Origin of the sequence: Brevundimonas sp. KM4, from assembly GCF_000964075.1 — a bacterium.
In the GTDB taxonomy this organism is placed as follows: domain Bacteria; phylum Pseudomonadota; class Alphaproteobacteria; order Caulobacterales; family Caulobacteraceae; genus Brevundimonas; species Brevundimonas huaxiensis.
The window spans coordinates 14,363-38,911 of sequence record NZ_JZRG01000012.1; the positions used below are offsets into that span (position 1 = coordinate 14,363).

Annotated in this window: 24 protein-coding genes; 16 read left to right on the plus strand and 8 right to left on the minus strand. The window is 67.0% G+C overall.

The window, feature by feature from the left end:
- Positions 1–69: 69 nt before the first annotated feature.
- Positions 70–1,659, plus strand: a complete 1,590-nt coding sequence (gene ahpF, locus VH88_RS07685; RefSeq protein ID WP_045810733.1) for an alkyl hydroperoxide reductase subunit F — start codon at positions 70–72, stop codon at positions 1,657–1,659.
- A gap of 1 nt (position 1,660) precedes the next feature.
- Here ahpF and VH88_RS07690 read toward each other — a convergent pair whose 3' ends face one another.
- The 3 genes from VH88_RS07690 to VH88_RS07700 all read right to left on the minus strand — a co-directional run bounded on the left by VH88_RS07690 (position 1,661) and on the right by VH88_RS07700 (position 3,520).
- Entirely contained in the window at positions 1,661–1,903 is a 243-nt protein-coding gene (locus tag VH88_RS07690) for a hypothetical protein (RefSeq protein WP_045810734.1), read from the minus strand.
- A gap of 68 nt (positions 1,904–1,971) precedes the next feature.
- The gene (locus VH88_RS07695) at positions 1,972–2,784 is read right to left on the minus strand and encodes a transporter (RefSeq protein ID WP_045810735.1); all 813 of its coding nucleotides are present in this window, start codon (positions 2,782–2,784) and stop codon (positions 1,972–1,974) included.
- Positions 2,785–2,869: 85 nt separating this feature from the next.
- Positions 2,870–3,520 (minus strand): alpha/beta hydrolase, encoded by a 651-nt coding sequence (locus VH88_RS07700; RefSeq protein WP_017504016.1) that lies wholly within the window; start codon positions 3,518–3,520, stop codon positions 2,870–2,872.
- Between the two features lie 158 nt (positions 3,521–3,678).
- On the opposite strand from VH88_RS07700, the gene VH88_RS07705 reads away from it, so the two are divergent.
- Genes VH88_RS07705 through VH88_RS07740 form a run of 8 tightly spaced genes read left to right on the plus strand, consistent with a single transcriptional unit; the run spans position 3,679 to position 10,556 of the window.
- Positions 3,679–4,158, plus strand: coding sequence for an Rrf2 family transcriptional regulator (locus tag VH88_RS07705; RefSeq protein ID WP_045810736.1), 480 nt, complete (start codon positions 3,679–3,681; stop codon positions 4,156–4,158).
- The gene (locus tag VH88_RS07710; RefSeq protein WP_045810737.1) at positions 4,155–5,294 is read left to right on the plus strand and encodes a cysteine desulfurase family protein; all 1,140 of its coding nucleotides are present in this window, start codon (positions 4,155–4,157) and stop codon (positions 5,292–5,294) included. Before VH88_RS07705 ends, VH88_RS07710 begins: the two co-directional genes overlap by 4 nt.
- Complete coding sequence (gene sufB, locus VH88_RS07715) at positions 5,294–6,760, plus strand: Fe-S cluster assembly protein SufB (protein WP_045810738.1); 1,467 nt, start codon at positions 5,294–5,296, stop codon at positions 6,758–6,760. The genes VH88_RS07710 and sufB overlap by 1 nt, the downstream gene beginning before the upstream one ends.
- Positions 6,761–6,773: 13 nt before the next feature.
- Positions 6,774–7,523 carry a Fe-S cluster assembly ATPase SufC gene (sufC, locus tag VH88_RS07720; protein ID WP_045810739.1) on the plus strand — a complete coding sequence of 250 codons (750 nt, stop codon included), beginning with the start codon at positions 6,774–6,776 and terminating at the stop codon, positions 7,521–7,523.
- Positions 7,520–8,542 carry a Fe-S cluster assembly protein SufD gene (gene sufD, locus VH88_RS07725; RefSeq protein ID WP_045810740.1) on the plus strand — a complete coding sequence of 341 codons (1,023 nt, stop codon included), beginning with the start codon at positions 7,520–7,522 and terminating at the stop codon, positions 8,540–8,542. Before sufC ends, sufD begins: the two co-directional genes overlap by 4 nt.
- Complete coding sequence (locus tag VH88_RS07730; RefSeq protein WP_045810741.1) at positions 8,521–9,759, plus strand: aminotransferase class V-fold PLP-dependent enzyme; 1,239 nt, start codon at positions 8,521–8,523, stop codon at positions 9,757–9,759. The genes sufD and VH88_RS07730 overlap by 22 nt, the downstream gene beginning before the upstream one ends.
- A 4-nt stretch (positions 9,760–9,763) precedes the next feature.
- Positions 9,764–10,153 (plus strand): SUF system Fe-S cluster assembly protein, encoded by a 390-nt coding sequence (locus tag VH88_RS07735; protein ID WP_039247388.1) that lies wholly within the window; start codon positions 9,764–9,766, stop codon positions 10,151–10,153.
- 13 nt (positions 10,154–10,166) lie between these two features.
- Entirely contained in the window at positions 10,167–10,556 is a 390-nt protein-coding gene (locus tag VH88_RS07740) for an iron-sulfur cluster assembly accessory protein (RefSeq protein WP_045810742.1), read from the plus strand.
- A gap of 122 nt (positions 10,557–10,678) precedes the next feature.
- On the opposite strand, the gene VH88_RS07745 is transcribed toward VH88_RS07740, so the two are convergent.
- The 4 genes from VH88_RS07745 to VH88_RS15990 all read right to left on the minus strand — a co-directional run bounded on the left by VH88_RS07745 (position 10,679) and on the right by VH88_RS15990 (position 14,967).
- A complete protein-coding gene (locus tag VH88_RS07745; RefSeq protein ID WP_045810743.1) occupies positions 10,679–11,431 on the minus strand; it encodes a 1-acyl-sn-glycerol-3-phosphate acyltransferase in 753 nt (250 codons plus the stop codon).
- A gap of 37 nt (positions 11,432–11,468) precedes the next feature.
- Complete coding sequence (locus VH88_RS07750; protein ID WP_045810744.1) at positions 11,469–12,518, minus strand: GGDEF domain-containing protein; 1,050 nt, start codon at positions 12,516–12,518, stop codon at positions 11,469–11,471.
- A gap of 110 nt (positions 12,519–12,628) precedes the next feature.
- On the minus strand, positions 12,629–14,194 hold the full coding sequence (locus tag VH88_RS07755; protein ID WP_045810745.1) for a DEAD/DEAH box helicase: 1,566 nt from the start codon (positions 14,192–14,194) through the stop codon (positions 12,629–12,631).
- Between the two features lie 245 nt (positions 14,195–14,439).
- Positions 14,440–14,967, minus strand: a complete 528-nt coding sequence (locus tag VH88_RS15990; RefSeq protein ID WP_197071023.1) for a hypothetical protein — start codon at positions 14,965–14,967, stop codon at positions 14,440–14,442.
- Positions 14,968–15,151: 184 nt separating this feature from the next.
- On the opposite strand from VH88_RS15990, the gene VH88_RS07765 reads away from it, so the two are divergent.
- Together VH88_RS07765 and VH88_RS07770 are read left to right on the plus strand one after the other, a co-directional pair.
- Positions 15,152–16,015 carry a 50S ribosomal protein L11 methyltransferase gene (locus tag VH88_RS07765; RefSeq protein ID WP_045810746.1) on the plus strand — a complete coding sequence of 288 codons (864 nt, stop codon included), beginning with the start codon at positions 15,152–15,154 and terminating at the stop codon, positions 16,013–16,015.
- 9 nt (positions 16,016–16,024) lie between these two features.
- The gene (locus VH88_RS07770; RefSeq protein ID WP_045810747.1) at positions 16,025–17,830 is read left to right on the plus strand and encodes an aminopeptidase P family protein; all 1,806 of its coding nucleotides are present in this window, start codon (positions 16,025–16,027) and stop codon (positions 17,828–17,830) included.
- A 1-nt stretch (position 17,831) separates the two neighbouring features.
- On the opposite strand, the gene VH88_RS07775 is transcribed toward VH88_RS07770, so the two are convergent.
- Positions 17,832–19,562 carry a patatin-like phospholipase family protein gene (locus VH88_RS07775; RefSeq protein WP_045810748.1) on the minus strand — a complete coding sequence of 577 codons (1,731 nt, stop codon included), beginning with the start codon at positions 19,560–19,562 and terminating at the stop codon, positions 17,832–17,834.
- Positions 19,563–19,754: 192 nt separating this feature from the next.
- On the opposite strand from VH88_RS07775, the gene serS reads away from it, so the two are divergent.
- The 5 genes from serS to yajC all read left to right on the plus strand — a co-directional run bounded on the left by serS (position 19,755) and on the right by yajC (position 24,545).
- On the plus strand, positions 19,755–21,242 hold the full coding sequence (serS, locus tag VH88_RS07780; protein ID WP_045810749.1) for a serine--tRNA ligase: 1,488 nt from the start codon (positions 19,755–19,757) through the stop codon (positions 21,240–21,242).
- Between the two features lie 174 nt (positions 21,243–21,416).
- Positions 21,417–22,211 carry a 5'/3'-nucleotidase SurE gene (gene surE, locus VH88_RS07785; protein ID WP_045810750.1) on the plus strand — a complete coding sequence of 265 codons (795 nt, stop codon included), beginning with the start codon at positions 21,417–21,419 and terminating at the stop codon, positions 22,209–22,211.
- Positions 22,208–22,852 (plus strand): protein-L-isoaspartate(D-aspartate) O-methyltransferase, encoded by a 645-nt coding sequence (locus tag VH88_RS07790; RefSeq protein WP_045810751.1) that lies wholly within the window; start codon positions 22,208–22,210, stop codon positions 22,850–22,852. The genes surE and VH88_RS07790 overlap by 4 nt, the downstream gene beginning before the upstream one ends.
- Before the next feature lie 198 nt (positions 22,853–23,050).
- Positions 23,051–24,130 (plus strand): peptidoglycan DD-metalloendopeptidase family protein, encoded by a 1,080-nt coding sequence (locus tag VH88_RS07795; RefSeq protein ID WP_045810752.1) that lies wholly within the window; start codon positions 23,051–23,053, stop codon positions 24,128–24,130.
- A 103-nt stretch (positions 24,131–24,233) separates the two neighbouring features.
- Positions 24,234–24,545 (plus strand): preprotein translocase subunit YajC, encoded by a 312-nt coding sequence (gene yajC, locus VH88_RS07800; RefSeq protein WP_017504795.1) that lies wholly within the window; start codon positions 24,234–24,236, stop codon positions 24,543–24,545.
- The last annotated feature ends 4 nt before the right edge of the window (positions 24,546–24,549 follow it).

Below are 24,549 nucleotides of genomic sequence, written 5' to 3' on the forward strand. Positions count from 1 at the left end.
TTGCGTCCTGTCCTCGCCTGAAGCGGCTTGAGGGCGGCGCTCAACCTATTGAATTCCGAGGAGCATCCGATGCTAGACGCCAATCTGAAATCCCAGCTCGAAGCCTACCTCAAGAACATCATCCATCCCGTCGAACTGGTCGCCTCGCTGGGCGCGGGACCCAAGTCGATCGAGCTGAAGACCCTGCTGGAGGAGATCGTCTCGGTCTCGCACGGCAAGGTCGAGATGGGCCGCGACTATGACGACGAGCGGCAGCCCAGCTTCCTGATCCGCAGGAAGGGCACGGACATCGGCGTGCGGTTCGCGGGCATTCCGCTGGGCCACGAGTTCACCTCGCTGGTGCTGGCCCTGCTGCACGTCGGCGGCCATCCGTCCAAGGCGGCGCAGGAGGTGATCCAGCAGGTCAGGGACCTGGACGGCGACTATGTGTTCGAGACCTATTTCTCGCTGTCGTGCCAGAACTGCCCGGATGTGGTGCAGGCGCTGAACCTGATGAGCGTGATCAATCCGCGCATCAAACATGTCGCCATCGAGGGCGGCCTGTTCAAGGACGAGGTCGAAGACCGCAAGATCATGGCCGTGCCGACGGTGTTCCTGAACGGCGAACTGTTCAGTCAGGGCCGGATGGAGCTGGAGCAGATCGTCGCCAAGCTGGATTCCGGCGCCGAAGCCCGCGCGGCCGAGCGTCTGAAGTCCAAGGATCCGTTCGAGGTTCTGGTGGTCGGCGGCGGGCCGGCCGGCGCGGCGGCCGCCATCTATACGGCGCGCAAGGGCATTCGCACGGGCGTCGTCGCCGAACGCTTCGGCGGACAGGTGCTGGACACGATGGCGATCGAAAACTTCGTCTCGGTCCCCTACACCGAAGGACCCAAGCTGGCGGCCCATCTGGAGCAGCACGTCCGCGAGTATGAAGTGGACCTGATGAACCTGCAGAAGGCGGCCAAGCTGATCCCGGCCAAGGTTCCAGGCGGCCTGCACGAGGTGGTGCTGGAGAACGGCGCATCGCTGAAATCGCGGACCATCATCCTGTCGACCGGCGCGCGCTGGCGCCAGATGAACGTTCCGGGCGAGGACCAGTACAAGAACAAGGGCGTGGCCTATTGCCCGCACTGCGACGGGCCGCTGTTCAAGGGCAAGCGGGTGGCGGTGATCGGCGGCGGCAACTCCGGCGTCGAGGCGGCGATCGACCTGGCGGGCATCGTCGCCCATGTGACCCTGATCGAATACGACAGCGAGCTGCGGGCCGATGCGGTGCTGCAGCGCAAGCTGGCGACCCTGCCGAACGTGCGGATCGTGACCTCGGCCCTGACGACTCAAGTGCATGGCGACGGGGAGAAGGTGACGGGCCTGTCCTACAAGGACCGCAACTCCGACGCCCATCACGACGTCGATCTGGAAGGCATCTTCGTGCAGATCGGTCTGGTCCCGAACACCGAATGGCTGCACGGCGCGGTGGGCCTGACCCCGCGCGGCGAGATCGAGGTGGATCACCGCGGCGAGACCTCGCAGCCGGGCATCTTTGCGGCGGGCGACGCGACGACCGTGCCATACAAGCAGATCGTCATCGCCATGGGCGAGGGATCCAAGGCGGGTCTGTCGGCCTTCGACTACATGATCCGCACCGAGCCGGCGAAAGAGGCGGTGGTCGAGGCCGCGTGATCTAATCGGGCCGTGCAATCCGCTTTCGCACGGCCTTCACGATCTCGATCAGGATCGCCCAGATCAGCGTGACGAGGAAGTAGATCCAGCGGGCGGCGAGATACAGGCCCATCGGCGCCGCCCACAGCAAAGCCCAGACATTGTAGGGCAGGGATGTGTGAGTAAGCTTGCCCGCGACGAGCGCGAGCGCCCATATCGGCAACGACAGCAGCAGATAGTTGACCAGGGTGATCCTGGGCCGCAACCACGCTCAGACTGTCGTGGGTTCCGTTTCTGCCGGCTTGGACTTGCCTTTTCGCCGCGTCATCTCGCCTAGAAGCGCCGTGCGAGACCGACGCCGAACTCCACATCCGGGCTGTCGTCGTTCAGGCCGAAGTTGAGGCCGAAATCCAGCTGGGCGTCGGGCAGGGCCGGGGGCGACCAGACGGCGGTCAGGTCGAAGGTGGATGGCGTGGTCGGGGCGACGGGATCATCGTCGCGGCTGATCCAGACCTCGGCGCCCAAGTCCCATTGGCCGAAGCCGCGTCCGACGCCGGCGACCATCGTATAGGCGCCGTGGCGGCCGTCGCCGTCCGCATCCGAGACCCAGTCGATCTCGGGCGACAGGCTCAGGCTCCAGTCGTCGTTCAGCGGGATGGAGACCGGCAGGATGACGCCGCCCTCGAAACCGTCGGCGCGAATATCGCGCGCACCCGTCGGCGCAGTGATGAAGCCGGAAATCGCAACGGACAGGCCCGAGCCGTCAGGGTTCTTCAGCGAGTGGCGCAGGCCGAGACTGAGATCGCCGACGCCTTCGTTCACATCACGATCGCCGGTCGCGCGGTCGAGGATCCGTTCGCGGTTCCAGGTCGCGAGCCCGAGCTGAAGCTCGGTCAGGCCGGTCAGGCCATAGCGCACGAACAGGTCGCCGGCGTCCCAAGTGTCGGTCCGTGTCGTGCCGTCCGTCTGACGCGCGCCGTCGAACAGGCCGAGTTCGACCTGCCAGCGGCCCTTGTCGAGGATGCAGGTCGGCGTGCCCTTGCCGGGGCGATCGGCGCAGAATTCGCGCTCTGGCGCGGACTGAGCCGCCACCGCCGTGGGCGAGGCCAGGCAGGCGATCAAGGCGATCAGAAGAGGCTGGCGCATGGCGGATCTCGCAGCGATGTCTCGCCCGATCATGCCGCCCGCGCCTTAATCAGCCGTGACGCCGAGCAGAATAACAAGCCGGATGTCAGGCCGGCTTTTCTTCCAGACGCTTGTCCAGATAGGCGCCGACGCGGGTTTCGACCGCGCTCATGTGGTCCTGCCAGAAGTGGCTGGCGCCCTCTTCCAGTTCGTAGTCGATGATGATGCCCTTTTGGGTGCGCAGCTTGTTGACCACGCGCTCGACCTCGACCGGCGGTACGATGGTGTCGGCCGTGCCGTGCAGGAACAGGCCGGACGCCGGGCAGGGCGCCAGGAAGCTGAAGTCGTACATATTCGACGGCGGCGAGACCGAGATGAAGCCGTCCGTCTCGGGGCGACGCATCAGAAGCTGCATGCCGATGTAGGCGCCGAACTGATAGCCGGCGACCCAGGTCTGGCTGGCGCCGGGATTGTTGGCCTGGAGCCAGTCGAGGGCGGTGGCGGCGTCGGCCAGTTCGCCGATGCCCGAATCGAACTCGCCCTGCGACTTGCCGACGCCGCGCGAGTTGTAGCGCAGGGTCGCAAAGCCGCGCTGCTGGAACAGCTGGTGCAGCGTGACCGCGACCGGGTTGTTCATATGCCCGCCCGCCTTGGGGTGCGGGTGCAGGATCAGCGCGATCGGGGCGTTCGGGCGCTTGCCCGGGGAATAGCGGCCTTCGATGCGACCGGAGGCGCCGGGCAGGATGACTTCAGGCATAGGGGCTCTGGAATCCGTTCAACTGTCATTTCGCGAGTGCGTAATACTTGACCGCAGAGGTGGGACTTTCTAAGTCCCTCCGCAAGCGCGCCGCCTTTGCGAAGGCGCGGGTTCTAGCACAGGAGCCCCGAAAAGCGCGCAATTTTTGAAGGTGCGAAATGCGTCTGTCGACCAAAGGACGATACGCCGTGATGGCGATGGCCGATCTGGCGAAAAACGGGCGCGGCGAGAGTGGTGAGATCCGGGCGGTTTCGCTAGCCGAGATCGCCGCGCGCCAGGAGATTTCGCTGAGCTATCTGGAGCAGTTGTTCGCCCGTCTGAGGAAGAGCGAACTGGTCAAGAGCGTGCGCGGACCCGGCGGCGGATACCGTCTGGCCAAGGCGGCCCACGAGACGGTGGTCGCCGAGATCGTGCTGGCGGTGGATGAGCCGATTCGGGCGACGCGATGCGTGGCGCATGGCTCGCCCAAGGGCTGCATGCTGGCCGGCGAACGCTGCATCACCCACAATCTGTGGGAAGACCTGGGCGACGAGATCCATCGCTATCTGGCGGGCGTTTCGCTGGAGGATGTGGTGATGAACCGCACGGGACAGCGTCGGCGCAATGTCCAGGCCTCGGCCGTGGGGGTCGCGGCATGACTGGCGTCTATCTGGATTATAACGCCTCGGGCCTGGTGCGGCCGGAAGTGCTGGAGATCATGGCCAGGGCCCTGGCCGACAACGGCAATCCGTCGGCAGTCCATGCGGCGGGCCGGCGGGCGCGGGCGCGGGTCGAGACCGCACGGGCGCAGGTCGCGGATCTGGTCGGGGCTGACCCGACGGCGGTGGTGTTCAACTCGGGCGGCACCGAAGCCAATGCCCAGGGCATCGCCAGCGCCTTGGCGGCCGGGTGCGAGCGGCTGATCGTTTCAGCGACGGAACATCCGTGCGTTGCCGAGACGGCCGCGAATGCGGGCGTAGCCGTAGAGATTCTGCCGGTCGATGCGAACGGGGTGGTCGATCTGGACTGGCTGGCGGAGGCGCTGCGCCGTCCGGGCCGGGCTGTGGTCGCCATCCATCATGCGAACAACGAAAGCGGCGTCATCCAGCCGATCGCCGAGGCGGCGGCTCTGGTGCGGGCGGCGGGCGGCTGGCTGCATGTCGACGCCATCCAATCGGCGGGCAAGATCGCTGTCGATATGCGCGCGCTGGACGCGGACACCCTGACCCTGTCTGCACACAAGCTGGGCGGGGCGCAGGGCGTGGGCGCCCTGATCTTCAAGGAAGGTCTGTCGGGCGTGCGGATCCTGCACGGCGCGGGGCAGGAGCGGGGCCTGCGCGCCGGGACGGAGAACGTCCCGGGCATCGCCGGGTTCGGCGTCGCGGCCGATTGCGCCGCGCGGGATCTGGAGACGATGGTCTCGCACGTCGCCTGGCGCGATGCGGCCGAGGTGAAGGTCAAGGCCGCAGGCGCGACCATCATCGGCGGCGGCGTGGCGCGGCTGCCCAACACCCTGTTCATGGCGGTCGAGGGCTGGGACAGTCCGCAGCAGCTGATCACCCTGGACCTGACGGGCGTCATGGTGTCGGCCGGCTCGGCCTGCTCGTCGGGCAAGGTCAAGCCGTCCAAGACCATCAGCGCCATGGGCCTGAATGCGCTGGCGACCGGGGGCGTGCGCGTCTCTGGCGGCTGGGGCACGGTCGAGGGCGACTGGGTGCGGTTCGCCGACGCCTGGGTCGCCGCCTACAACAAGCACAAGACGCGCGCCGCCGAGCGCGAGAGAGAGGTCGCCTGATGGCCGCCGTCAAGGAAACCATCGACGCCGTCGCCGCGCTGGAGAAGTACGAGCACGGCTTCACGTCCGACATCGAGACGGAATATGCGCCCAAGGGACTGAGCGCCGAGATCGTGCGCTTTATTTCCGAAAAGAAGGGCGAGCCGGAATGGATGCTGGAATGGCGTCTGGCCGCCTATGAGCGCTGGCTGGCGATGGAGGAGCCGACCTGGGCGGCGGTCCGCTACGAGCCGGTCGATTATCAGGACCTGTTCTACTATGCGGCCCCCAAGAAGAAGGACGGGCCCAAGTCGCTGGACGAGGTCGATCCCGAGATCCTGGAAATCTACAAGAAGCTGGGCATCCCGCTGAAGGAGCAGGAGGTGCTGGCCGGGGTGCAGGGCGCCCCAAAGGTCGCCGTGGACGCCGTGTTCGACAGCGTGTCGGTGGTCACGACCTTCAAGGAAGAACTTGCCAAGGTCGGCGTGATTTTCATGCCGATTTCCGAGGCCTTGCGCGAATATCCTGATCTGGTGCGGCAATATCTGGGGTCGGTGGTGCCGGTCTCGGACAATTATTTCGCAGCGCTGAACAGCGCGGTCTTTTCGGACGGGTCATTCGTCTACATCCCGCCGGGCGTCAAATGCCCGATGGAGCTGTCGACCTATTTCCGCATCAACGCCAGCCAGACAGGCCAGTTCGAGCGGACCCTGATCATCGCCGACAAGGGGGCCTACGTCTCCTACCTTGAGGGCTGCACCGCGCCGATGCGCGACGAGAACCAGCTGCATGCGGCTGTGGTCGAGATCGTGGCCCTGGACGACGCCGAGGTGAAATATTCGACGGTCCAGAACTGGTACCCCGGCGACGCCGAGGGCAAGGGCGGCATCTACAACTTCGTGACCAAGCGCGCCGACTGCCGGGGTGATCGGTCCAAGGTGTCGTGGACCCAGGTCGAGACCGGCTCGGCCGTCACCTGGAAATATCCGTCCTGCGTTCTGAAGGGCGAGGAGAGCTCGGGCGAGTTCTATTCCATCGCCATCACCAACGGACATCAGCAGGCCGACACCGGCACCAAGATGATCCACCTGGGCAAGAATTCGAAGTCGCGGATCATCGCCAAGGCGGTGTCGGCGGGGCGGTCGGACTCGACCTATCGCGGTCTGGTCTCGGTGCATCCGAAGGCGACGGGGGTGCGCAACTTCACCCAGTGCGACAGCCTGCTGATCGGCAAGGACTGCGGCTCGCACACCATCCCCTATATCGAGGCGCGCAACGGCTCGGCCCAGCTGGAGCACGAGGCGACGACGACGCGTCTGTCGGACGACCAGCTGTTCTACGCCCAGCAGCGGGGGCTGTCGCAGGAGGAGGCGGTGGCCCTGCTCGTCAACGGCTTCGTCCGCGACGTGATGCAGAAACTGCCGATGGAGTTCGCCGTCGAGGCGCAGAAGCTGGTGGCGATCAGCCTTGAAGGCTCGGTTGGATAATCAAGAAGAAACAATGCTTAATATCAACAACCTCCACGTCTCTGTCGGCGAAAAGCCGATCCTCAAGGGCCTGACGCTCGACGTTCCCGCCGGCGAAGTGCACGCCATCATGGGGCCGAACGGCGCGGGCAAGTCGACGCTGGGCTACGCCCTGTCGGGACGGCCCGGCTATGAGGCGACGGAAGGGTCTGTCGCATGGTCGGGCGAGGACCTGCTGGCGCTGGACCCGGCCGAGCGGGCGGCCAAGGGCGTCTTCCTGTCGTTCCAGTATCCGATTGAGATCCCCGGCGTGCCGGCTCTGACCTTCGTGCGGACGGCGCTGAACGCCCAGAAACGCGCGCGGGGCGAGGAGGAGGTGGCGGCGCCGGCCTTCCTGAAGCTGGTGCGGGAAGCGTCCAAGGCGCTGAAGATGGACTTCGACATGCTGAAGCGGCCGCTGAACGTCGGCTTCTCCGGCGGTGAGAAGAAGCGGATGGAAATCTTGCAGATGGCTCTGCTCGAGCCGTCGCTGCTGATCCTGGATGAGACCGATTCCGGCCTGGACATCGACGCCCTGCGGATCGTGTCGGAAGGGGTGAACGCGCTGCGGTCGCCGGATCGCGCCATGCTGGTCATTACCCACTATCAGCGCCTGCTCGACTACATCAAACCGGACCGGGTGCATGTGCTGGCCGGCGGTCGGATCGTGGCCTCGGGCGGGCCGGAGCTGGCGCTGGAGCTGGAGGCGGAAGGGTACGACAAGTATCTGCCGCAAGCTGCATGAGCGCGGCCTTCGCCATCGACCTGAGCGACGCCGAAACCTATCCGTCGCGACGGACGGAAGCATGGAAATACAGCGACCTGAAGCGCTACCTTCGCGCCGCGCCGGAGCCGTCAGGCACGGCCGAGGTCGGGCCGCCGGGACCGTTTTACGATCTGGGCGGGGAGGCGATCGTCTTCGCCAACGGACGCGCCGTGGGCGTGACCGACTTCATCGCCTCGGGCGAGCGGACACTGCGGTTGCGCTATGTGTCGGACGCCGTCGGCACGGGCCACACGGCCAGCGCGCGGGTTTCGGCGCGCGCGGGCGCCAAGCTGCTGCTGCTGGAAACGCACGAGGGCGCGGGCTCGGCCTATGTGGCGCACAATACGCTGGAACTGGATGTGGCCGCCGGCGCCGAGGTGACGCGCGTCGTCCTGGTCGAGGAGCCGGAGGACGCCATCTCCATCGCCGAGGCCCATGTGAAGGTCGAGGCGGGCGGCGTCTATCGTCAGACCATAATCGCGACCGGCGCCAAGCTGCAGCGGATCGAAACGCGCATCACCCACTATGCCCAGGGCGCGCAGGTTCAGGCCGACGGTCTGTATCTGCTGAACGGATCGCGTCATGCAGACCTAACCAGCGTGGTGCGTCATGTGGAACACGACGGCGCGACCTCGCAACTGATCAAGGGCGTGGCTCGCGATACGGCGCGCGGCGTCTTCCAGGGCAAGATCGTGGTCGAGCGCGGGGCGGACGGCACCGATGCGCGCATGGGCCACCATGCGCTGATCGCCTCCGAGCGGGCCGAGATCGACGCCAAGCCGGAACTGATCATCTATGCCGACGACGTGCAGTGCGCGCACGGCAATACCGTGGGGACACTGGACGAGAGCGCCCTGTTCTACATGCAGCAGCGCGGCATTCCGGCCGACGAAGCGCGCGCCCTGCTGACCCAGGCCTTCCTGATCGAGGTCATCGACCGGATCGAGCATGAGGGCGCGAGAGAGGTGGCGCGGGAATGGCTGACGGCGCGGTTGTGAACACCTTCGATCCCTATGCCGTGCGGGCGCAGTTCCCGATCCTGTCGCGACAGGTGAACGGCAAGCCGCTGGTCTACCTGGACAACGCGGCCTCGGCGCAGAAGCCGCGCACGGTGATCGACGCCCTGGTGGCGACGATGGAGGGCGGCTACGCCAACGTCCACCGCGGCCTGCACACCCTGTCGAACGAGGCGACCGAGGCCTTTGAAAAGGCGCGCGAGATCGTCGCCCGCTTCCTGAACGCCGAAAGCCCCGAACAGGTGGTCTGGACCAAGGGCGGGACCGAGGCGATCAATCTGGTGGCCAATGGGCTGGGCCTGTCGATCCAGCCGGGCGACGAGATCATCGTCTCGGAGATGGAGCATCACTCCAACATCGTGCCCTGGCATTTGCTGCGTGAACGGCGCGGGGCGGTGATCAGGTGGATTCCGGTCAAGGACGACGGGTCGCTGGACATGGCGGCCTATGCCGACCTGCTGGGGCCGAGGACGCGGATGGTTGCGGTCACCCACATGTCGAACGTGCTGGGGACGATCAATCCGGTCGCCGAGATCAGCCGTCTGGCCCATGCGGCGGGGGCGCAGGTGCTGATCGATGGGTGCCAGGGGGCGGTCCATGCGACGCCGGACGTTCAAGCCATCGGCTGCGACTTCTACGTCCTGACCGGGCACAAGCTCTTTGCGCCCACCGGCATCGGCGCCCTGTACGGCAAGGCCGAGGCGCTTGAGGCGCTGCCGCCCTATCAGGGGGGGGGCGAGATGATCGAGACCGTCGAGCAGGACCGCGTGACCTATGCCCGGCCGCCGCACCGGTTCGAGGCGGGGACGCCCCCGATCCTGGAGGCCATCGGCCTGGGCGCGGCGTTGGAATGGCTGGCGCAAAACGACCGGGCGGCCGTGCAGGCGCATGAGCACGCCCTTTATCAGCACGCCGTCCACCGACTTCAGGGTCAGACCTGGCTGCGGATTTTGGGGCAGGCCGAAGGCAAGGGCGCGATCCTGACCTTCGCCGTCGAGGGCGCGCACGCCCATGACGTCGCCCAGATCATGGACCGATACGGGGTCGCGGTGCGGGCGGGTCTGCACTGCGCCGAGCCGCTGGCGAAAAGAATGGGGGTGACGTCGAGCACCCGCGCCTCCTTCGCCCTATATAACACCGTGGAGGATGCCGACGCCTTCGTGGATGCGCTGATCAAGGCGCGGAACTTCTTCGTGTAAGCCGATGACAGATCAACCGATTCAAGACAGCGACGCCTTCAGGGACGCCTGGGACGAACCCCAGAAAAGCGCCCTGTCGCAGGCCGAGCTGGACACCCTGACCGATCAGCTGATCGAGGCGCTGAAGACGGTCTATGACCCGGAAATCCCTGTCGACATCTATGAGCTGGGCCTGATCTACCGCGTGGACGTCAACGATGACCGCGACGTGGTGGTGGACATGACGCTGACGGCGCCCGGCTGTCCGGTCGCCGGCGAAATGCCGGGCTGGGTCGAGACGGCGGTGGAGAAGGTCGAAGGCGTGCGCAGCGCCAAGGCCAATCTGGTGTTCGATCCGCCGTGGGACGCCTCCAAGATGAGCGACGAGGCCAAGCTGGCCCTGAATATGTTCTGATGGACCTGTTCTGATGACCGAGCTTCAAGCCACATCCCGTCCGCGCCGCCCGCGCCCCAAGGCCGTCACCCTGACGGACGCAGCCGCAGAGCGGGTGCGTGAGATCCTGGACAATGCCGAGAACGATCACATCGGCCTGAGGATCGGCATCAAGAACGGCGGGTGCGCCGGGCAGGAATACACCTTCGCCTATGCCGACGAGATCGGGCCGATGGACGAGGTGGTCGAGGACAAGGGCGTCACCATCCTGATCGAGCCCAAGGCCGTGCTGTTTCTGATCGGCACCGAGATCGACTATGAGACGACGCGGCTGGCGTCCAAGTTCGTGTTCAACAATCCGAACCAGACCGACGCCTGCGGCTGCGGCGAGAGCGTGACCATCGTGCCGGTCGCCGCCGACTGAGAGGGGCCCTGATCTGATGGGCTGCCGGACACTGACCGACGCGGCCCTTGACGATCCCGACGAAGCCGTCGCCTGGACGCGGCGGCCGTTGGACGTGGCGGTGGGGAAGACGCCGAAGCGCGCTACTTCGTCGGCGCCTCGATCAGCACGGCCGGCGTCACGGGTTGACCCGTGGCCTGGGCGACGAGCTCGGCGGTGCGGGTCTCGATGACGGCTTCGAGGCGAGCCAGGAATTCCTCCTTGGGCAGGCCGACGGGGATCGGGGCGAGGAACTCCAACGTCGCCGTGCCGGGGTGTTTTTCGTACTGTTCCTCTGGCCAGAAGAGGCCGAGGTTGGTGGCGAGCGGCACGACGGGCACGTCGAAGTCGCGGTACATGTGCCAGACGCCGGAGCGATATTTGAATTTCTTGCCGACGGGCGCGAGATGGCCCTCGGGATAGATCAGGATCTTGCGGTTCTCGGCGCGGGCCTCGGCGGCGCGCATGGCCAGGGCCTTGCGCGCTTCGTGGCCGCCGCAGGAGTTGACGACGATGGCGCCCAGTTTCTTCAGCACGCCGCCCAGCAGGGGAAACTTTTCCAGGTGATCGCCGGTGACGAAGGCGATGTCGTCGAACTGGTCATAGGTCGCAAAGCCGTCGCCCCAGCTTTGATGCTTGGAGGCGATGATGAAGGCGCCCTCGGGCAGGCGGTCCTTGCCACGCACGTCCAGCTTGATGCCGGCGAAGATCGACATGGCCTGGACCATGCGCTTCACATAGCGACGGATGACCCAGCTGGCCGGGCCGCTCCCGGGCGCGAGCGCAGCAAAGGCGGCGGTCAGCCCGTAGCCGATCGACAGGATCCAGTCGGCGACGTTGAAGGCGAAGCTGCGCATGGGACGACTATGGCAGAAAGCTTGGCCTTGTCAGACCCTAAGCCGCCTTTTCGAGCGAGGAGGCCGGCGTGACGCAGTTTCGGCCTGCACGTTTGGATTCGTACAGGGCGGCGTCGGCGCGTTCCAGCAGGCTGGCGGCGGTTTCACCTTTTTGGCGCTGGGCGAAGCCGGCGGAGACAGTCACCGAGCCCAGGTCATCATTGGTCGAACGACGGCGCAGCGCGCGTGACGCCACGTCGTTGCGGATGCTCTCCAACGCGGCCATGACGACGCCAGCGCCTTCACCGGGGAAGATGATGGCGAACTCTTCGCCGCCGAACCGGGCGGCGAATCGGGTCTTGCCGCAGATGTTGGACAGGACGGTGGAGACGTATCGCAGCACCTGGTCGCCGGTCTGGTGGCCCCAGGTGTCGTTGAACCGTTTGAAATGGTCGATGTCCAGGATGGCCAGGCTGAGCGGCGCGCCGTCATCCTCGGCGCACGCGGCCTCCAGCCGTTCGTCGAAGGCCTTGCGGTTGGCCAGATTGGTCAGGGCGTCGGTCATGGCGTCGCGGCGCACCTGTTCCAGGTTTTCGCGCAGGCGGATGACTTCCTTGTTGGACTTTTCCAGACGTTTTTCGAGGATCGCCGTTTCACGGCGCACGCGGTTGGTCGCGGTCGACAGGTCGCCGACCAGATCCTTCAGCGACGACGGATCATCGACGGTTTCCATGCACTGGGAGGCGTCGGCGAGGGTCTCGCCATAGTCGTGTTGGGTCTTGTGCGCCATGGCGATGGCGCTGGCGACGCTGGCCAATTCGCGGTCCAGCACGGCGCCGACGTCGCGGATCTGATCCGGCAGGCGGCCGCGCGGCAGGAACTCGGCGGCCAGCATTTCGGACGTCTTGTCGCTGATGACGGCGGACTGCGCCAGCAGACGGCGGATTTCCTGGGCGAGGGGGCCGTCGGGATCGCTGATGTAGTGCAGCCAAAGCTCGAAGTTCAGCGGAGTGGGCCAAACGCCCGCCTTCTCCATTTCGCCGATGACGTTGCGCGCCAAAGCATAGGCTTGAGGAGCTCTTAGCGCCGTCTCGACCTTTTTCGACATTCTTGTTCCCCTGGGCCCCTGTTCTGGAGCTGTGTCGGGGCGCACACTACGGGATGTTCCGTAATGCAGGGTAAACGACGCGGCGTTTCACCGCGCCGTTGTGCACGAGTTCAGGCGCGGATGACGACCGGCCGGCGCAGGAAGGCGGGGATGTCGTCGCCGAAGCCACGCACGCCCTGGCGCTGAGTATCGCTCTTGTCGGCCCTGCGGTCACCGCGGCGATCCGATTGCAACAGGTGCGGCTCGCGGTCTGCGCGCTCAGTACGCGGGGCGCGGGCCGTTTCGACGGGTTCGACGATCGCATCCGCCTCGACTGCGGCGGCGACGGGAGCTGCAACTTCGACCGGCGCCTCGGGGCGGGCCTTGCGGCGGCTGCGGCTGCGGGGCGCCGCAGCCTCTTCAGACGATGGCGCAGCGTTGACGGGAGCGATCTCGACAGGCTCGGCGGACGGGGTGGGCGCGCTGCTGGTGCGCGACGGGCTGCGACCGCGTTCGCCCGAGCGTTTGTCGTCACGTCGCGGGCCGTCTTTAATGGCGGCGAAGTCGATACCTTCAAGAACCAGCTCTTCCGGATCCTTCTTGATCAGCTTCAGCACCTTATCCAGCGACTTGTAGTCGGCCGGGGTCACGATCATGAAGGCCTGGCCCAGCTTGCCGGCGCGGCCGGTGCGGCCGATGCGGTGGACGTAGTCGTCGGCGTGGTGCGAGACGTCGTAGTTGAAGACGTGGCTGACGTCGGGGATGTCCAGACCGCGCGCGGCGACGTCCGAGGCAACCAGAATCGTCAGCGCGCCCGAGCGAAAATCCGCCAGGGTCTTCATCCGGTGCGACTGATCCAGGTCGCCGTGGATCGGGGCAGCGTCGAAGCCGTGGGTCTTAAGCGACTTGGCGACGATATCGACTTCGGATTTGCGATTGCAGAAGACGATGCCGTTGCGCACATCCTCACGACCGACCAAGGCGCGCAGGGCGGTCCGCTTGGCCTTGGGGTCCGAGGTCGGGATGCGGACGATATATTGGGTGATGGTGTCGGCGGTCATCGCCGGACGCGAGGCCTCGATCCGGGTCGGATCCTTGAGGAAGGCGGTCGTCAGGCGCGTGATCTCCGGCGGCATGGTCGCCGAGAAGAACAGGGTCTGGCGGCGCGGCGGCGTCAGTTTGAAAATGCGCTCGATGTCGGGGATGAAGCCCATGTCCAGCATCCGGTCGGCCTCGTCGACGACCATGATCTCGACGCCGGTCAGCAGCATCTTTCCGCGTTCGAACAGGTCGAGCAGGCGGCCGGGCGTGGCGATCAGGACATCGACGCCCTTGTTCAGCGCCGCGACCTGGTCGCCCATGGAGACGCCGCCGATCAGCAGGACCCAGCTGAGCTTGGTGCCCTTGGCGTATTTGGCGAAGCTCTCGGCGACCTGGTCGGCCAATTCGCGGGTCGGCGCCAGGACGATGGCGCGCGGCATGCGGGCGCGGGCGCGGCCGGTGGACAGGCGATCGACCAGGGGCAGGGTGAAGGCGGCGGTCTTGCCGGTGCCGGTCTGGGCGATGCCCAAGACGTCGCGGCCGGCGAGGGCGACGGGGATCGCCTGTTCCTGAATGGGCGTGGCGGTCGTGTAGCCGGTGTCGGCGACGGCCTGAAGGGTCGTGGGCGAAAGGCCCAGTTGCGAAAATTCTGTCATGAATCCTTGGGAGAGAAAGCGTCTGCGTGCATAGCAGCGACGGAACCGCCCCTCTTTGGGCGAGCGGGCGGCGCGTATCGCAGACCTGTCCCGAGGCTGGGGGGCATATAGAAGCCCCTGCGCAGAAGTCAAGTATTCCTGGTTTTTCGCTCAGCAGGCCGCCGGCCGTAAAATGCGGCCCGCAAACGAAAATCGCCGGACGGGCGAGCCGTCCGGCGATCTGCTGGATCAGAGAGAAAGTGCGATCAGCGCTTGCCGAAGATCATGTCGCCCAGTTTGGCGAAGAAGCCCTTTTCCTCGGGCTTGGCGGCGGGCGCCGGCGCCGGCTTGGGGGCTTCGACCGGCTTGGCAGCGGGAGCCGGCGTCGGCGCGGGCGCCGCAGCGGCGGGCGCAGCAGCGGGTGCGGGCGCAGCGGCGGGCTTGGGCGCGGCGACTGGGTCCGCAGGCTTGGGCACCGCTGCGGCCGGCTTTGCGGCAGGCGCAGCCTTCGAGGCGGCAGCGGGTTTCGAAGCGGCGGCCTTGGGGGCAGCAGGCTTTGCCGCTGTCGACTTCGGTGCGGCCGCTTTCGAAGCTGCAGGCTTCACTGCCGTCTTGGCGGCGGCGGGCTTGGCTGCGGCCGGTTTGGGGGCGGCGGCTTTGGGCGCGGCCTTCGGAGCAGCCTTGGGGGCAGGGGCGGTTTTCGGCTTGGCTGCGGGCTTGGCGGCGACCGGCTTAGCGGCGGCCTTGGGGGCGGCGGCCTTCGGCGCAGCGGTTTTCTCGGCGGCGGTCTTCACGGCGCTCGACTTCGGCGCGGCTTTAGGCTTGGAAGCGGCGGTCGCCGGCTTTGGCGACGCAGGTTTAGACGTAGACGGTGACTTGGCCATGTATTCCCCGACCCCTCGGTTTGATAAAAACGCGGCGGCGACGGGCGTTCAGCACCGGATCGCTACGATTCGTCATATTACCGGTGTTTGAAAAATGTCCGAGTCCGCACTTCAGATAATCGCACGCGGCCCGCGCGCCGCCGCAGAGGCCGCCGCAGAGGCCGTAGACGCCGATCCGCGGCTGGAAGGCGCGACCTATTCGATCCTGGAAGAGGACGAGGACAATGACGTCTGGCGCATCGACGCCTTCCCCACGACCGATGACGAGGTCGAGGGGCTGAAGGCGGTGTTGGCGGGCTATCCGGTGACGGTGCTGGTGGAGAAGCTGGCGGACGCCGACTGGCTGGCCATGTCGCTGTCGGGCCTGCCGCCGGTCGAGGCCGGACGATTCTTCGTCTATGGCGCGCACGATCAGGGCAAGGTGCCCGAGGGCCGCGTCACGCTGAAGATCGACGCCGGCGCCGCCTTCGGCACGGGCCACCATGGCACGACGGTGGGCTGCCTGGAGGCGTTCGACAAGCTGCTGGAGACCGAAAGCTTCGAGAAGGTGCTGGACGTCGGCTGCGGCACGGGCGTGCTGGCGATCGCGGCGGCTAAGACGGGCACGCCCATCGCGGTCGGCACCGACATCGACGAGCCCTCGGCCCGGATCGCCAATGAGAACGCCGAGATCAACGAGGCCAAGTGCGACTTCTATTTCGCCGATGGTCTCAGCGATCCGCGCATCGCCCAGCATCAGCCGTATGACCTGGTGTTCGCCAATATCCTGGCCGCGCCGCTGGTGTATCTGGCGCCCGAGATCGGGGCGGCGCTGAAGAGCGGCGGGGTCGCAATCCTGTCAGGCCTGCTGCGCACGCAGGAGGAGCGTGTGCTGGAGGCCTATCTGCCGCTGGGCTTCACGGTCGAGCAGACCATACATCACGACGCCTGGAGCGCGCTGCAACTGCGCAAGGGCTGAGGATCGATCATGCGCCAGACTTTCGACGAGACGACCGATCCGTCCTTCGGGGCCAAGCACCTGCCGCTGCTGCGCGCCGAAATGGCCAAGCAGGGGCTGGACGGGTTTCTGATCCCGCATGAGGACGAGCATCAGAACGAATATCTGCCGGATGCCAACGAGCGCCTGGCCTGGGCGACCGGCTTCACCGGCTCGGCCGGGGCGGCGGTGGTGTTTCAGGATCGGGCCAGCATGTTCACCGACGGTCGCTACACCGTTCAGGTGAAGGCCCAGACCGATCCGGCGCTTTTCGAGCGGCGCGATCTGACCGAGGTCGCCGCCTATCTGGAGACGGCGGCGAAGGGGGCGGTGATCGGTTACGATCCGCGTCTGCACAGCCCGGATGCCTTGGTCGCCTTGAAGGCGGCGGCGCAGAAGGCGGGGGCCGAGTTGCGCGCCGTGGACGCCAATCCGCTGGATCTGGCCTGGGGCGCCGATCGTCCGGCCCAGCCGACGGCGCCGGTCGTGCCGCATGAGGACGTCTATTCCGGCGAGAGCCATGCATCGAAGCGGGCGCGGATCGGCAAGGTCGTGGCGGACGCCGGCGCAGACGCGGTCGTGCTGACGGCGCCGATGTCGATCGCCTGGCTGTTCAATGTGCGCGGCGGGGACGTGATCCGGTCGCCTCTGCCGATCGGCCAGGCCATCCTGGCGGCGGACGGCAAGGCGCGGCTGTTCCTGGATCCGGCCAAGGTGACGAATGCTTTGCCGGGCTGGCTGGGCGACGATGTTCGCATCGAGGCGACCGAGCAGCTGCCCGCGGCGCTGGACGGGCTGGCGGGCCAAAAGGTCATGATCGATCCGTCGCTGTCCTCGGCCTGGTATTTCGACCGGCTGGACGCGGCGGGCGCGACGGTGGTGCGGGCTATGGACCCCTGCGCCATTCCCCGCGCAGCCAAGAATTCGGTGGAGATCGAGGGCAGCCGTCAGGCGCATATCCGCGACGGGGCGGCGCTGAGCCGGTTCCTGCACTGGGTCGATACGGTGGTGCAGGAGACCCTGCCGGACGAGCGCGAGGTGGTCGAGGCGCTGGAGCGGTTCCGCGAGCAGACCGGGGCGCTGAAGGATCTGAGCTTCGACACCATCGCCGGGGCCGGGCCGAACGGGGCCTTGCCGCATTACAAGCCGGTCGGCGCCAGCATTCGCAAGGTCGAGAAGGGCTCGCTGCTGCTGGTGGACGGCGGCGGCCAGTATCTGGACGGCACGACCGATGTGACCCGCACCATGGCGGTGGGCGAGCCGAGCGAGGACCAACGCCACAAGTTCACCCTGGTGTTGAAGGCGCATATCGCCATGGCGACGATCCGCTTCCCGGCCGGGACCAGCGGCATGGCGCTGGACGCCATCGCCAGGGCGCCGATGTGGGCGGCAGGGCTGGATTACGATCACGGCACCGGCCACGGCGTCGGCAGCTATCTGGGGGTCCACGAGGGGCCGCAGCGGATCGCGAAATGGGGCACGTCCCAGCCGCTGCTGGAAGGGATGATCCTGTCCAACGAGCCCGGCTATTACCGCGAAGGCCACTGGGGCATCCGCATCGAGACCCTGCAGGTGGTGACGCCGGCCGTGGTCCCCGAGGGCGGCGAGCGGCCGATGCACGGGTTCGAGCAGCTGACGTTCGCGCCGATCGACCGGAAGCTGATCACGGTGGAGATGCTGACGCCGGACGAGCGGGCCTATGTCGACGCCTATCACGCCGAAACGCTGGCCAAGGTCGGGCCGCTGATGGACGGCGAGGCGCTGGACTGGCTGAAGCGGGCCTGCGCGCCGCTGTGACCTAAAGCACCGGAACCCGTCGCCGCAGGTGGGTGACGGGGACCGTCAGTTCGGCCAGCGCGGCCTTCATCGCCTCATAGCCCGTGGCGACGGGGCCGTCGTAGGTCTTCCAGTCGCGAATATCGCTACCGGCGACCTGGGGCAGGACCAGAATGTCGGCGTCGGCCCGCGACTGGGTCATCTCGGCGTCGGTGGTGATGGTCGCCGAGCGCATCAGGATCGAGACGATGGGCGGGCCGGCCTTCCAGGCACCGGACAGGACCCATTTCCACCAGGACGGCGGATTTTCCAGCGCCTGGGGGTCGACGCCGCGCGTCTGGGACATGTCCACGCCGATAATCGGTCCGCTGTTCAGCTGGCGCATCACGCTGGTGGGGAAGTTCTTCAGCACGGCGCCGTCCACCAGCACCTGACCGTCCATCACGACCGGCGGCAGGACGCCGGGAATGGCGATGGAGGCGCGCATGGCCCGCCGCATCAGGCCCGTGCGATGGGCCTCGATTCGGCCCGAGGTCAGGTTCGAAGAGACGGCGAAGAACGGCAGGGCCAGGTCCGCAAGGTCGATGTCGCCGTAAGCCTGCTCCAGCAAACGGGCGACTTTTCGGGCGCGGGACATGGCGATGATCGGTACGGCCAGGTCCGACAGCGGATCGGACTCGACGAAGGCGCGTCGAATCTCGAAATCCAGCCGTTCGAAGGACCAGCCCAGGGCCGGGCCGGCGGCGACGACCGCGCCCATGGAGGCGCCGCCGGCGAAGTCGATGGGGACCTTGGCCTCTTCCAGCGCCCGGATCGCGCCGATGTGGCAATAGGCCCGCGCGCCGCCGCCGGACAGGACCAGGCCGACCGCCGTGCCGGTGACGACGCGGGCGATCCGCTCGGAGTCATTGGCCAGTCCCTCGACGCAATGGAACCAGCGATCGGGCTGGAGCGCATCCAGCCAGACGCGGGTGTTGGCCGGATGATGCATGCGCGGATCGCGCAGCAGGATCAGGTCGGTCAGGCGGCGGCCGTCGCCGAAGCCCTGACGGCGCGGCACGGCGGACGGGGGCGCCAGAAGGCCGCTGCCGACGATGAACATCCGGTCCACCTGACGCGCGCACAGGCTGGCCCAGGCGGGCTGATCCTGTTCGGCGACATAGAGGACATAGTCGTGGTCGCCCTCCACCCGGCTGAACCATTCGGACGCCGAGGCCAGGGCCGACTGGTCGATGACCTGACAGGTGAAGCCCATGGCCTGGATGGCCGCGGCGATGCGTTCGACGAAGGCGCGGATGGGGCGGGGGCGGGCGGAGACGAAGCCGAAGACACTGGGCTCAGACGCGCCCGCCGTGCGTTCGCGGGCGCGGTGGATCATCAGCCGCGACAGCTCGACCATCAGGTCCGGCTCGGTGCGGGCGGCCTCGAAAAAGGCTTCGCGCGGCAGGGCCAGGATTTCGCTGTCCCTCAGGGCGACGACGGTGGCGGTGTGCGGCGTGCCGGCCAGCATGGCCATTTCGCCCACCGGCTCGCCCGCCTTGACGACGCCCAGCATGTGCGGCGGTTGATCCGGCTCCATCCGAAACACGCCCAGACGGCCGGACCGGACCAGACACAGGGTGTCGGCCGGGTCGCCCTCCGTGAACAGCGGCTCGCCGCCGGTCAGCGCAAACCAACTGGCCCGGTCGACCATGCGACCTTCAAAGATGCGCGCGAGCGAGGTCGCCAGCATGTCGGGGCGAAGCGTGGCCATGGTTCGGTTGTAGGCGCGATTCTGGGGCGGGTGAATGGGATGTTTCGACGTGCGGAAGCGCCCTCGGGCAGTCGCCACGAGCCCCTGCCCGCAGAGCGGGGAGGAGACGATGATGCGAGCTTCTCGCGTTGCCCGATTCCGCGTGGGCGGGTAGAGCGTTCGGCTTCTCCCGCCCAGCCGAAGTTTCAGACCATGCACGACATCAGAGCCATTCGCGAGAACCCCCAGGTTTACGTGGCGGGCTGGTCGTCGCGCGGGGTGGATGACGCACAGAAGGTGGTGGACGATATCTTAGAGCTGGATGCCAAACTGCGTCACGCCCAGACGACGGGGCAGGACGCCCTGGCCAAGCGCAACGCGGCCTCCAAGCTGATCGGCGCCGCCATGGGGCGCAAGGACATGGCCGAGGCCGACCGGCTGAAGGCCGAGGTCGAGGCGCTGAAAGGCGACATCGCGGCGGCGGCCGAGGTCGAGACGCGTGTCGGCAAGGCGCTGCGCGACCTGCTGGCGGCGCAGAAGAACCTGGCGGCCGAAGATGTGCCGGACGGCGAGGACGAGGCGGGCAACGTCGAAGTCTCGACCTGGGGCGAGCCGCGTCGCACCGGTCCGGCCAAGGACCACGCCGACCTGGGCGAGGCCCTGGGGATGCTGGACTTCGAGGCGGCGGCCAGAATGTCGGGCGCGCGGTTCGCGGTGCTGAAAGGGCAGTTGGCGCGGCTGGAACGGGCCGTGGGGCAGTTCATGCTGGATATGCAGACGGACCAGCACGGGTATCTGGAAGTGAACCCGCCGCTGCTGGTTCGAGACGAGGCGATGTTCGGGACCGGGCAGTTGCCCAAGTTCGAGAATGACCTGTTTTTCGCGTCGAGTTTAATCGAGGGAGATTTCCATCGTCGTTGGACCGAAGTAGGCGAAGCTGATTTTTCGCTTTTGACCGACGATTTTCTCGTCAACGCAGACAGCTTGATGGTGTCCCATCCAGACGAAGGCGGCGTCCGTTTTCATCTGGCTGATGGAGAAGGAACGGCAGAGGATTTAGCTAAAGCTTTGCGGCCTCGCATGATTGCTAAGCGCCACTTCCTCATCCCTACCGCCGAGGTCTCCCTGACCAACCTCGTGCGTGACACCATTCTGTCTGAGGACGCGCTGGCGACGCCGATGCGGATGACGGCGTTGACGCCGTGCTTCCGGGCCGAGGCGGGGTCGGCGGGGCGGGATACGCGCGGTCTGATCCGCCAGCATCAGTTTTCGAAGGTCGAGATGGTGTCGATCGCGCGGCCGGAGGACTCAGACGCCGAGCATGAGCGGATGACGGCGTGCGCGGAAGCCGTGCTGAAGGCGCTGGAGCTGCCGTTCCGGCGGATGCTGCTGTGCAAGGGCGACATGGGCTTTTCGGCGCAGAAGACCTTCGACCTGGAGGTCTGGCTGCCCAGCCAGGGGACCTATCGCGAGATCAGCAGCTGCTCGAACTGCGGAGACTTCCAGGCGCGGCGCATGGACGCGCGGTTCAAGCGCGCCGGCGAGAAGAAGACCGAGTTCGTCCATACGCTGAACGGTTCGGGCCTGGCGGTCGGCCGGACGCTGGTGGCGATCATGGAAAACTATCAGCAGGACGACGGGCGGATCGCCGTGCCGGCGGTGTTGCAGCCCTATATGGGCGGGTTGACGCATGTGGGGTGACGCCTCGCTTTCGTCATCCTCCGGCGCGAAGCGACCGGGGGACCCAGCGGCGCGCGCGAGCGCGAACCTGTCGCGGTCCCGATTTGCCGGCATCGCGATGCCCAACCATTTCGCCTTCGGCGCCGCTGGGTCCCCCGGTCTCGCTGCGCTCGCCGGAGGATGACGAAGGAAAAGATGCGTATTCTCCTGACCAACGACGACGGGATCGAGGCGGAAGGCCTGGAATGCCTCGAGCGGATCGCGCGCACGCTGAGCGACGACGTGTGGGTGTGCGCGCCCGCCGTCGAGCAGTCGGGCAAGGGGCGCGGGATCACCCTGACCGAGCCGCTGCGGGTGCTGAACCTGGGCGAAAAGCGGTTCGCGGTGACGGGCACGCCGACCGACTGCGTCGTGCTGGCGGTCAACGACCTGATGCCGGAGAAGCCCGATCTGGTGCTGTCGGGCGTCAATCGCGGGCACAATATCGGCGAGGACGTCAGCTATTCCGGGACGGTGGCGGGGGCCTTGCAGGGGATGGCGTTCGGCATCCGCTCCATCGCCCTGAGCCAGAGCCTGGAGCGGTTTCACGACGAGGTGGTTGCGCACTGGGAGACGGCTGAGGCCTTCGCCCCGGCGATCATCAGCCGCCTGCTGGAGCAGAAATGGGCGAACGGGGTGGTGATGAACCTGAACTTCCCCAACCGCCCGCCCGAAGCGGTCGATCAGGTCGAGGTGACGACCCAGGGCTTCCGCAACGTCGGCGAGATGCACGCGGTGCGGCGCACCGACCTGCGCGGGCGGGACTATTACTGGATGAGCTTCCGGGGTGAAAAGCAGGAGCATGCCGAGGGCACGGACCTGCGGGCCATCGAGGAGGGGCGGATCTCGGTCACGCCGCTGCATATCGACCTGACGCACATGACCAGCGTGAATGACCTGAAGAAGGTGCTGGGCGGGGCGCCGCCGAAGAGCGTGGCGACCGCCGCATGAACCTGCACGACGACCGGGCCGGGCGGCTGATCCTGTCGCTGCGGCAGCAGGGGGTCACGGACCCGCGCGTGCTGAAGGCGATGGAGAGCATCGACCGCGCGGTCTTCGTGCACGAAAAGTTCCTGGATCAGGCGTGGGAGGATCAGGCCCTGCCGATCGACTGCGCCCAGACGATCAGCCAGCCCTATATCGTCGGCCTGATGACCCAGGCGCTGGAGGTGCAGGCGCGTCACCGGGTGTTGGAGATCGGCACCGGCAGCGGATACCAGTGCGCGGTGCTGAGCCGGCTGGCGCGCTATGTCTATTCGGTGGAGCGGTATCGCAGTCTGCTGGTCGAGGCCGAGGCGCGGCTGCGGGTCCTGAAGATCGAGAACGTCATCACCAAGCACGGCGACGGCGGCCTGGGCTGGGCCGAACAGGCGCCGTTCGACCGGATCATGGTCACGGCCGCCTCGCCGACCGAGCCGACCGAACTGCTGAAACAGCTGAAGCCGAACGGGGTGCTGGTCGCGCCTGTGGGCCGCACGTCGGTGCAGATGCTGCATCGCTACGTCGGGCAGGGCGACGGGTCGTTCCACCGCGAAAGTCTGACGGAAGTGCGTTTCGTGCCCTTGGTCGAGGGGACGGCGAAGGAGGGGTGACGGGTGAGTCGTGAATAGTGAGTGGTGACTAAGTAGCCAGAGGGCGACTGCTCACGAATCACCAGTCACCAATCACCTCTTGCTCCGCCCGTTAACCTTCGCGCCCCAATTCCGTGCGGTTTGCGGGGTTGGCTTATGGGGCGCGAGCGGGCACACCGGGCGGGCGAGTTTAACCACGAATGGGAGCAGCCGGTGGCGATGATTTCGGGCTGGATGAGAGCGGTTCTGGTCGCGGGGGCGGCGTTGAGCACGGCGGCCTGCATCAGCTATCCTTCGGAGCCGCGCTATTCGACGCATGCGAACCCGGCGCCGGCCTATGGTCCGGGGCAGGGGGCCTATCCGCAGCAGCCGGCCTATCCGAACGCCGGTCAGAATTCGAACCAGCCCTATCGGCCGGCTCCCTATGAATCGCCGCCGCCCGCGACCGCGCCGATTGGTCAGGTGGACGGCGGAGCCTTGCCGCCGACGGTCAATGTCGGTCCGAGCCAACCGACCTATCAGCCGCCGGCGTCGCAGCCGCCCGCCTATACGCCGCCGTCCTATCCGTCGTCGTCGGCCCCGGTGCGGCCGGGCGCGGCCTATGTGATTCAGCCGGGCGATACGATTTCGGGCGTGGGACGCCGCTTCCAGACCCCGGTGCAGTCGCTGATCGACCTGAACGGCCTGGGCCCGCGCGGGGCGATCACGACGGGCCAGCGAATCATCCTGCCTGAAGCGGCGGTGGACACCGGCCGCGATCCTTATGCGACCGGCGCCTCGCCCGTCGGCGTGCTGGTGCCCAACAACGGCGCCGTGCCGCCGCCCCCGCCGCCGCCCTCGGGCAATGCGGCGCTGCCGGTCCAGACGCGGCCTGTCGATCAGACCAACGCCGCCGGCGCCGCTGCCGGTCAGCCGAACCTGCTGTGGCCCGTGCGCGGCGACATCGTGCGGCGCTTCGGCCCGGTCGGCATGGGCGAGCGGAACAACGGCATCAATATCGGCGCCTCGGCCGGCGCGACGGTCAGCGCCTCTGCGGCCGGGCGCGTGGCCTATGTCGGCAGCGATCTGGTAGGGCAGGGGCTGACGGTGCTGATCGTGCACGCCAACGGCTGGCGCACGGTCTATGGCCATCTGGGTTCGGCGACGGTCAAGGATGGCGACGACGTGCGCGCGGGCCAGCAGATCGGCACCGTGGGGCTGACGGCCGGTGACGGACGCCCCTCGATCCACTTCGAGACCCGTCAGATGCGCGGCGACGATCCGGTCGCGGTCGATCCTTTGACAGTGTTGCCCAGGTAGCGCTTTCGCCGCGTTGCAATCTGCGAGGCGCGGCCCTAGGTTCCGCGCCTCGTTTTAATGGGGGCTCCGACGAGGGCTACCCTTCTATGTTCGGAGACGACCCATGGGCGCTGAAGGCGGCTTGACGGCGCAGTTGATCGGGTTTGCGCCCATCATCGGTATTTTCATCCTGTTCTACTTCCTGCTGATCCGTCCGCAGCAGAAGCGCGCCAAGGAACACGCGACCGCCATCGCCGCCGTCAAGCGTGGCGACACCGTCGTCCTGGGCAGCGGCATGATCGGCAAGGTCACCCGCGTCGAAGAGGCCGAGGTCAACGTCGAGATCGCGCCCAGCGTCAACGTGCGCGTGGTCAAGGCCATGATCGCCGAGGTGCGCAACCGCACCGCCATCGCCGCCAACGATTCCAAGGCCTGATACG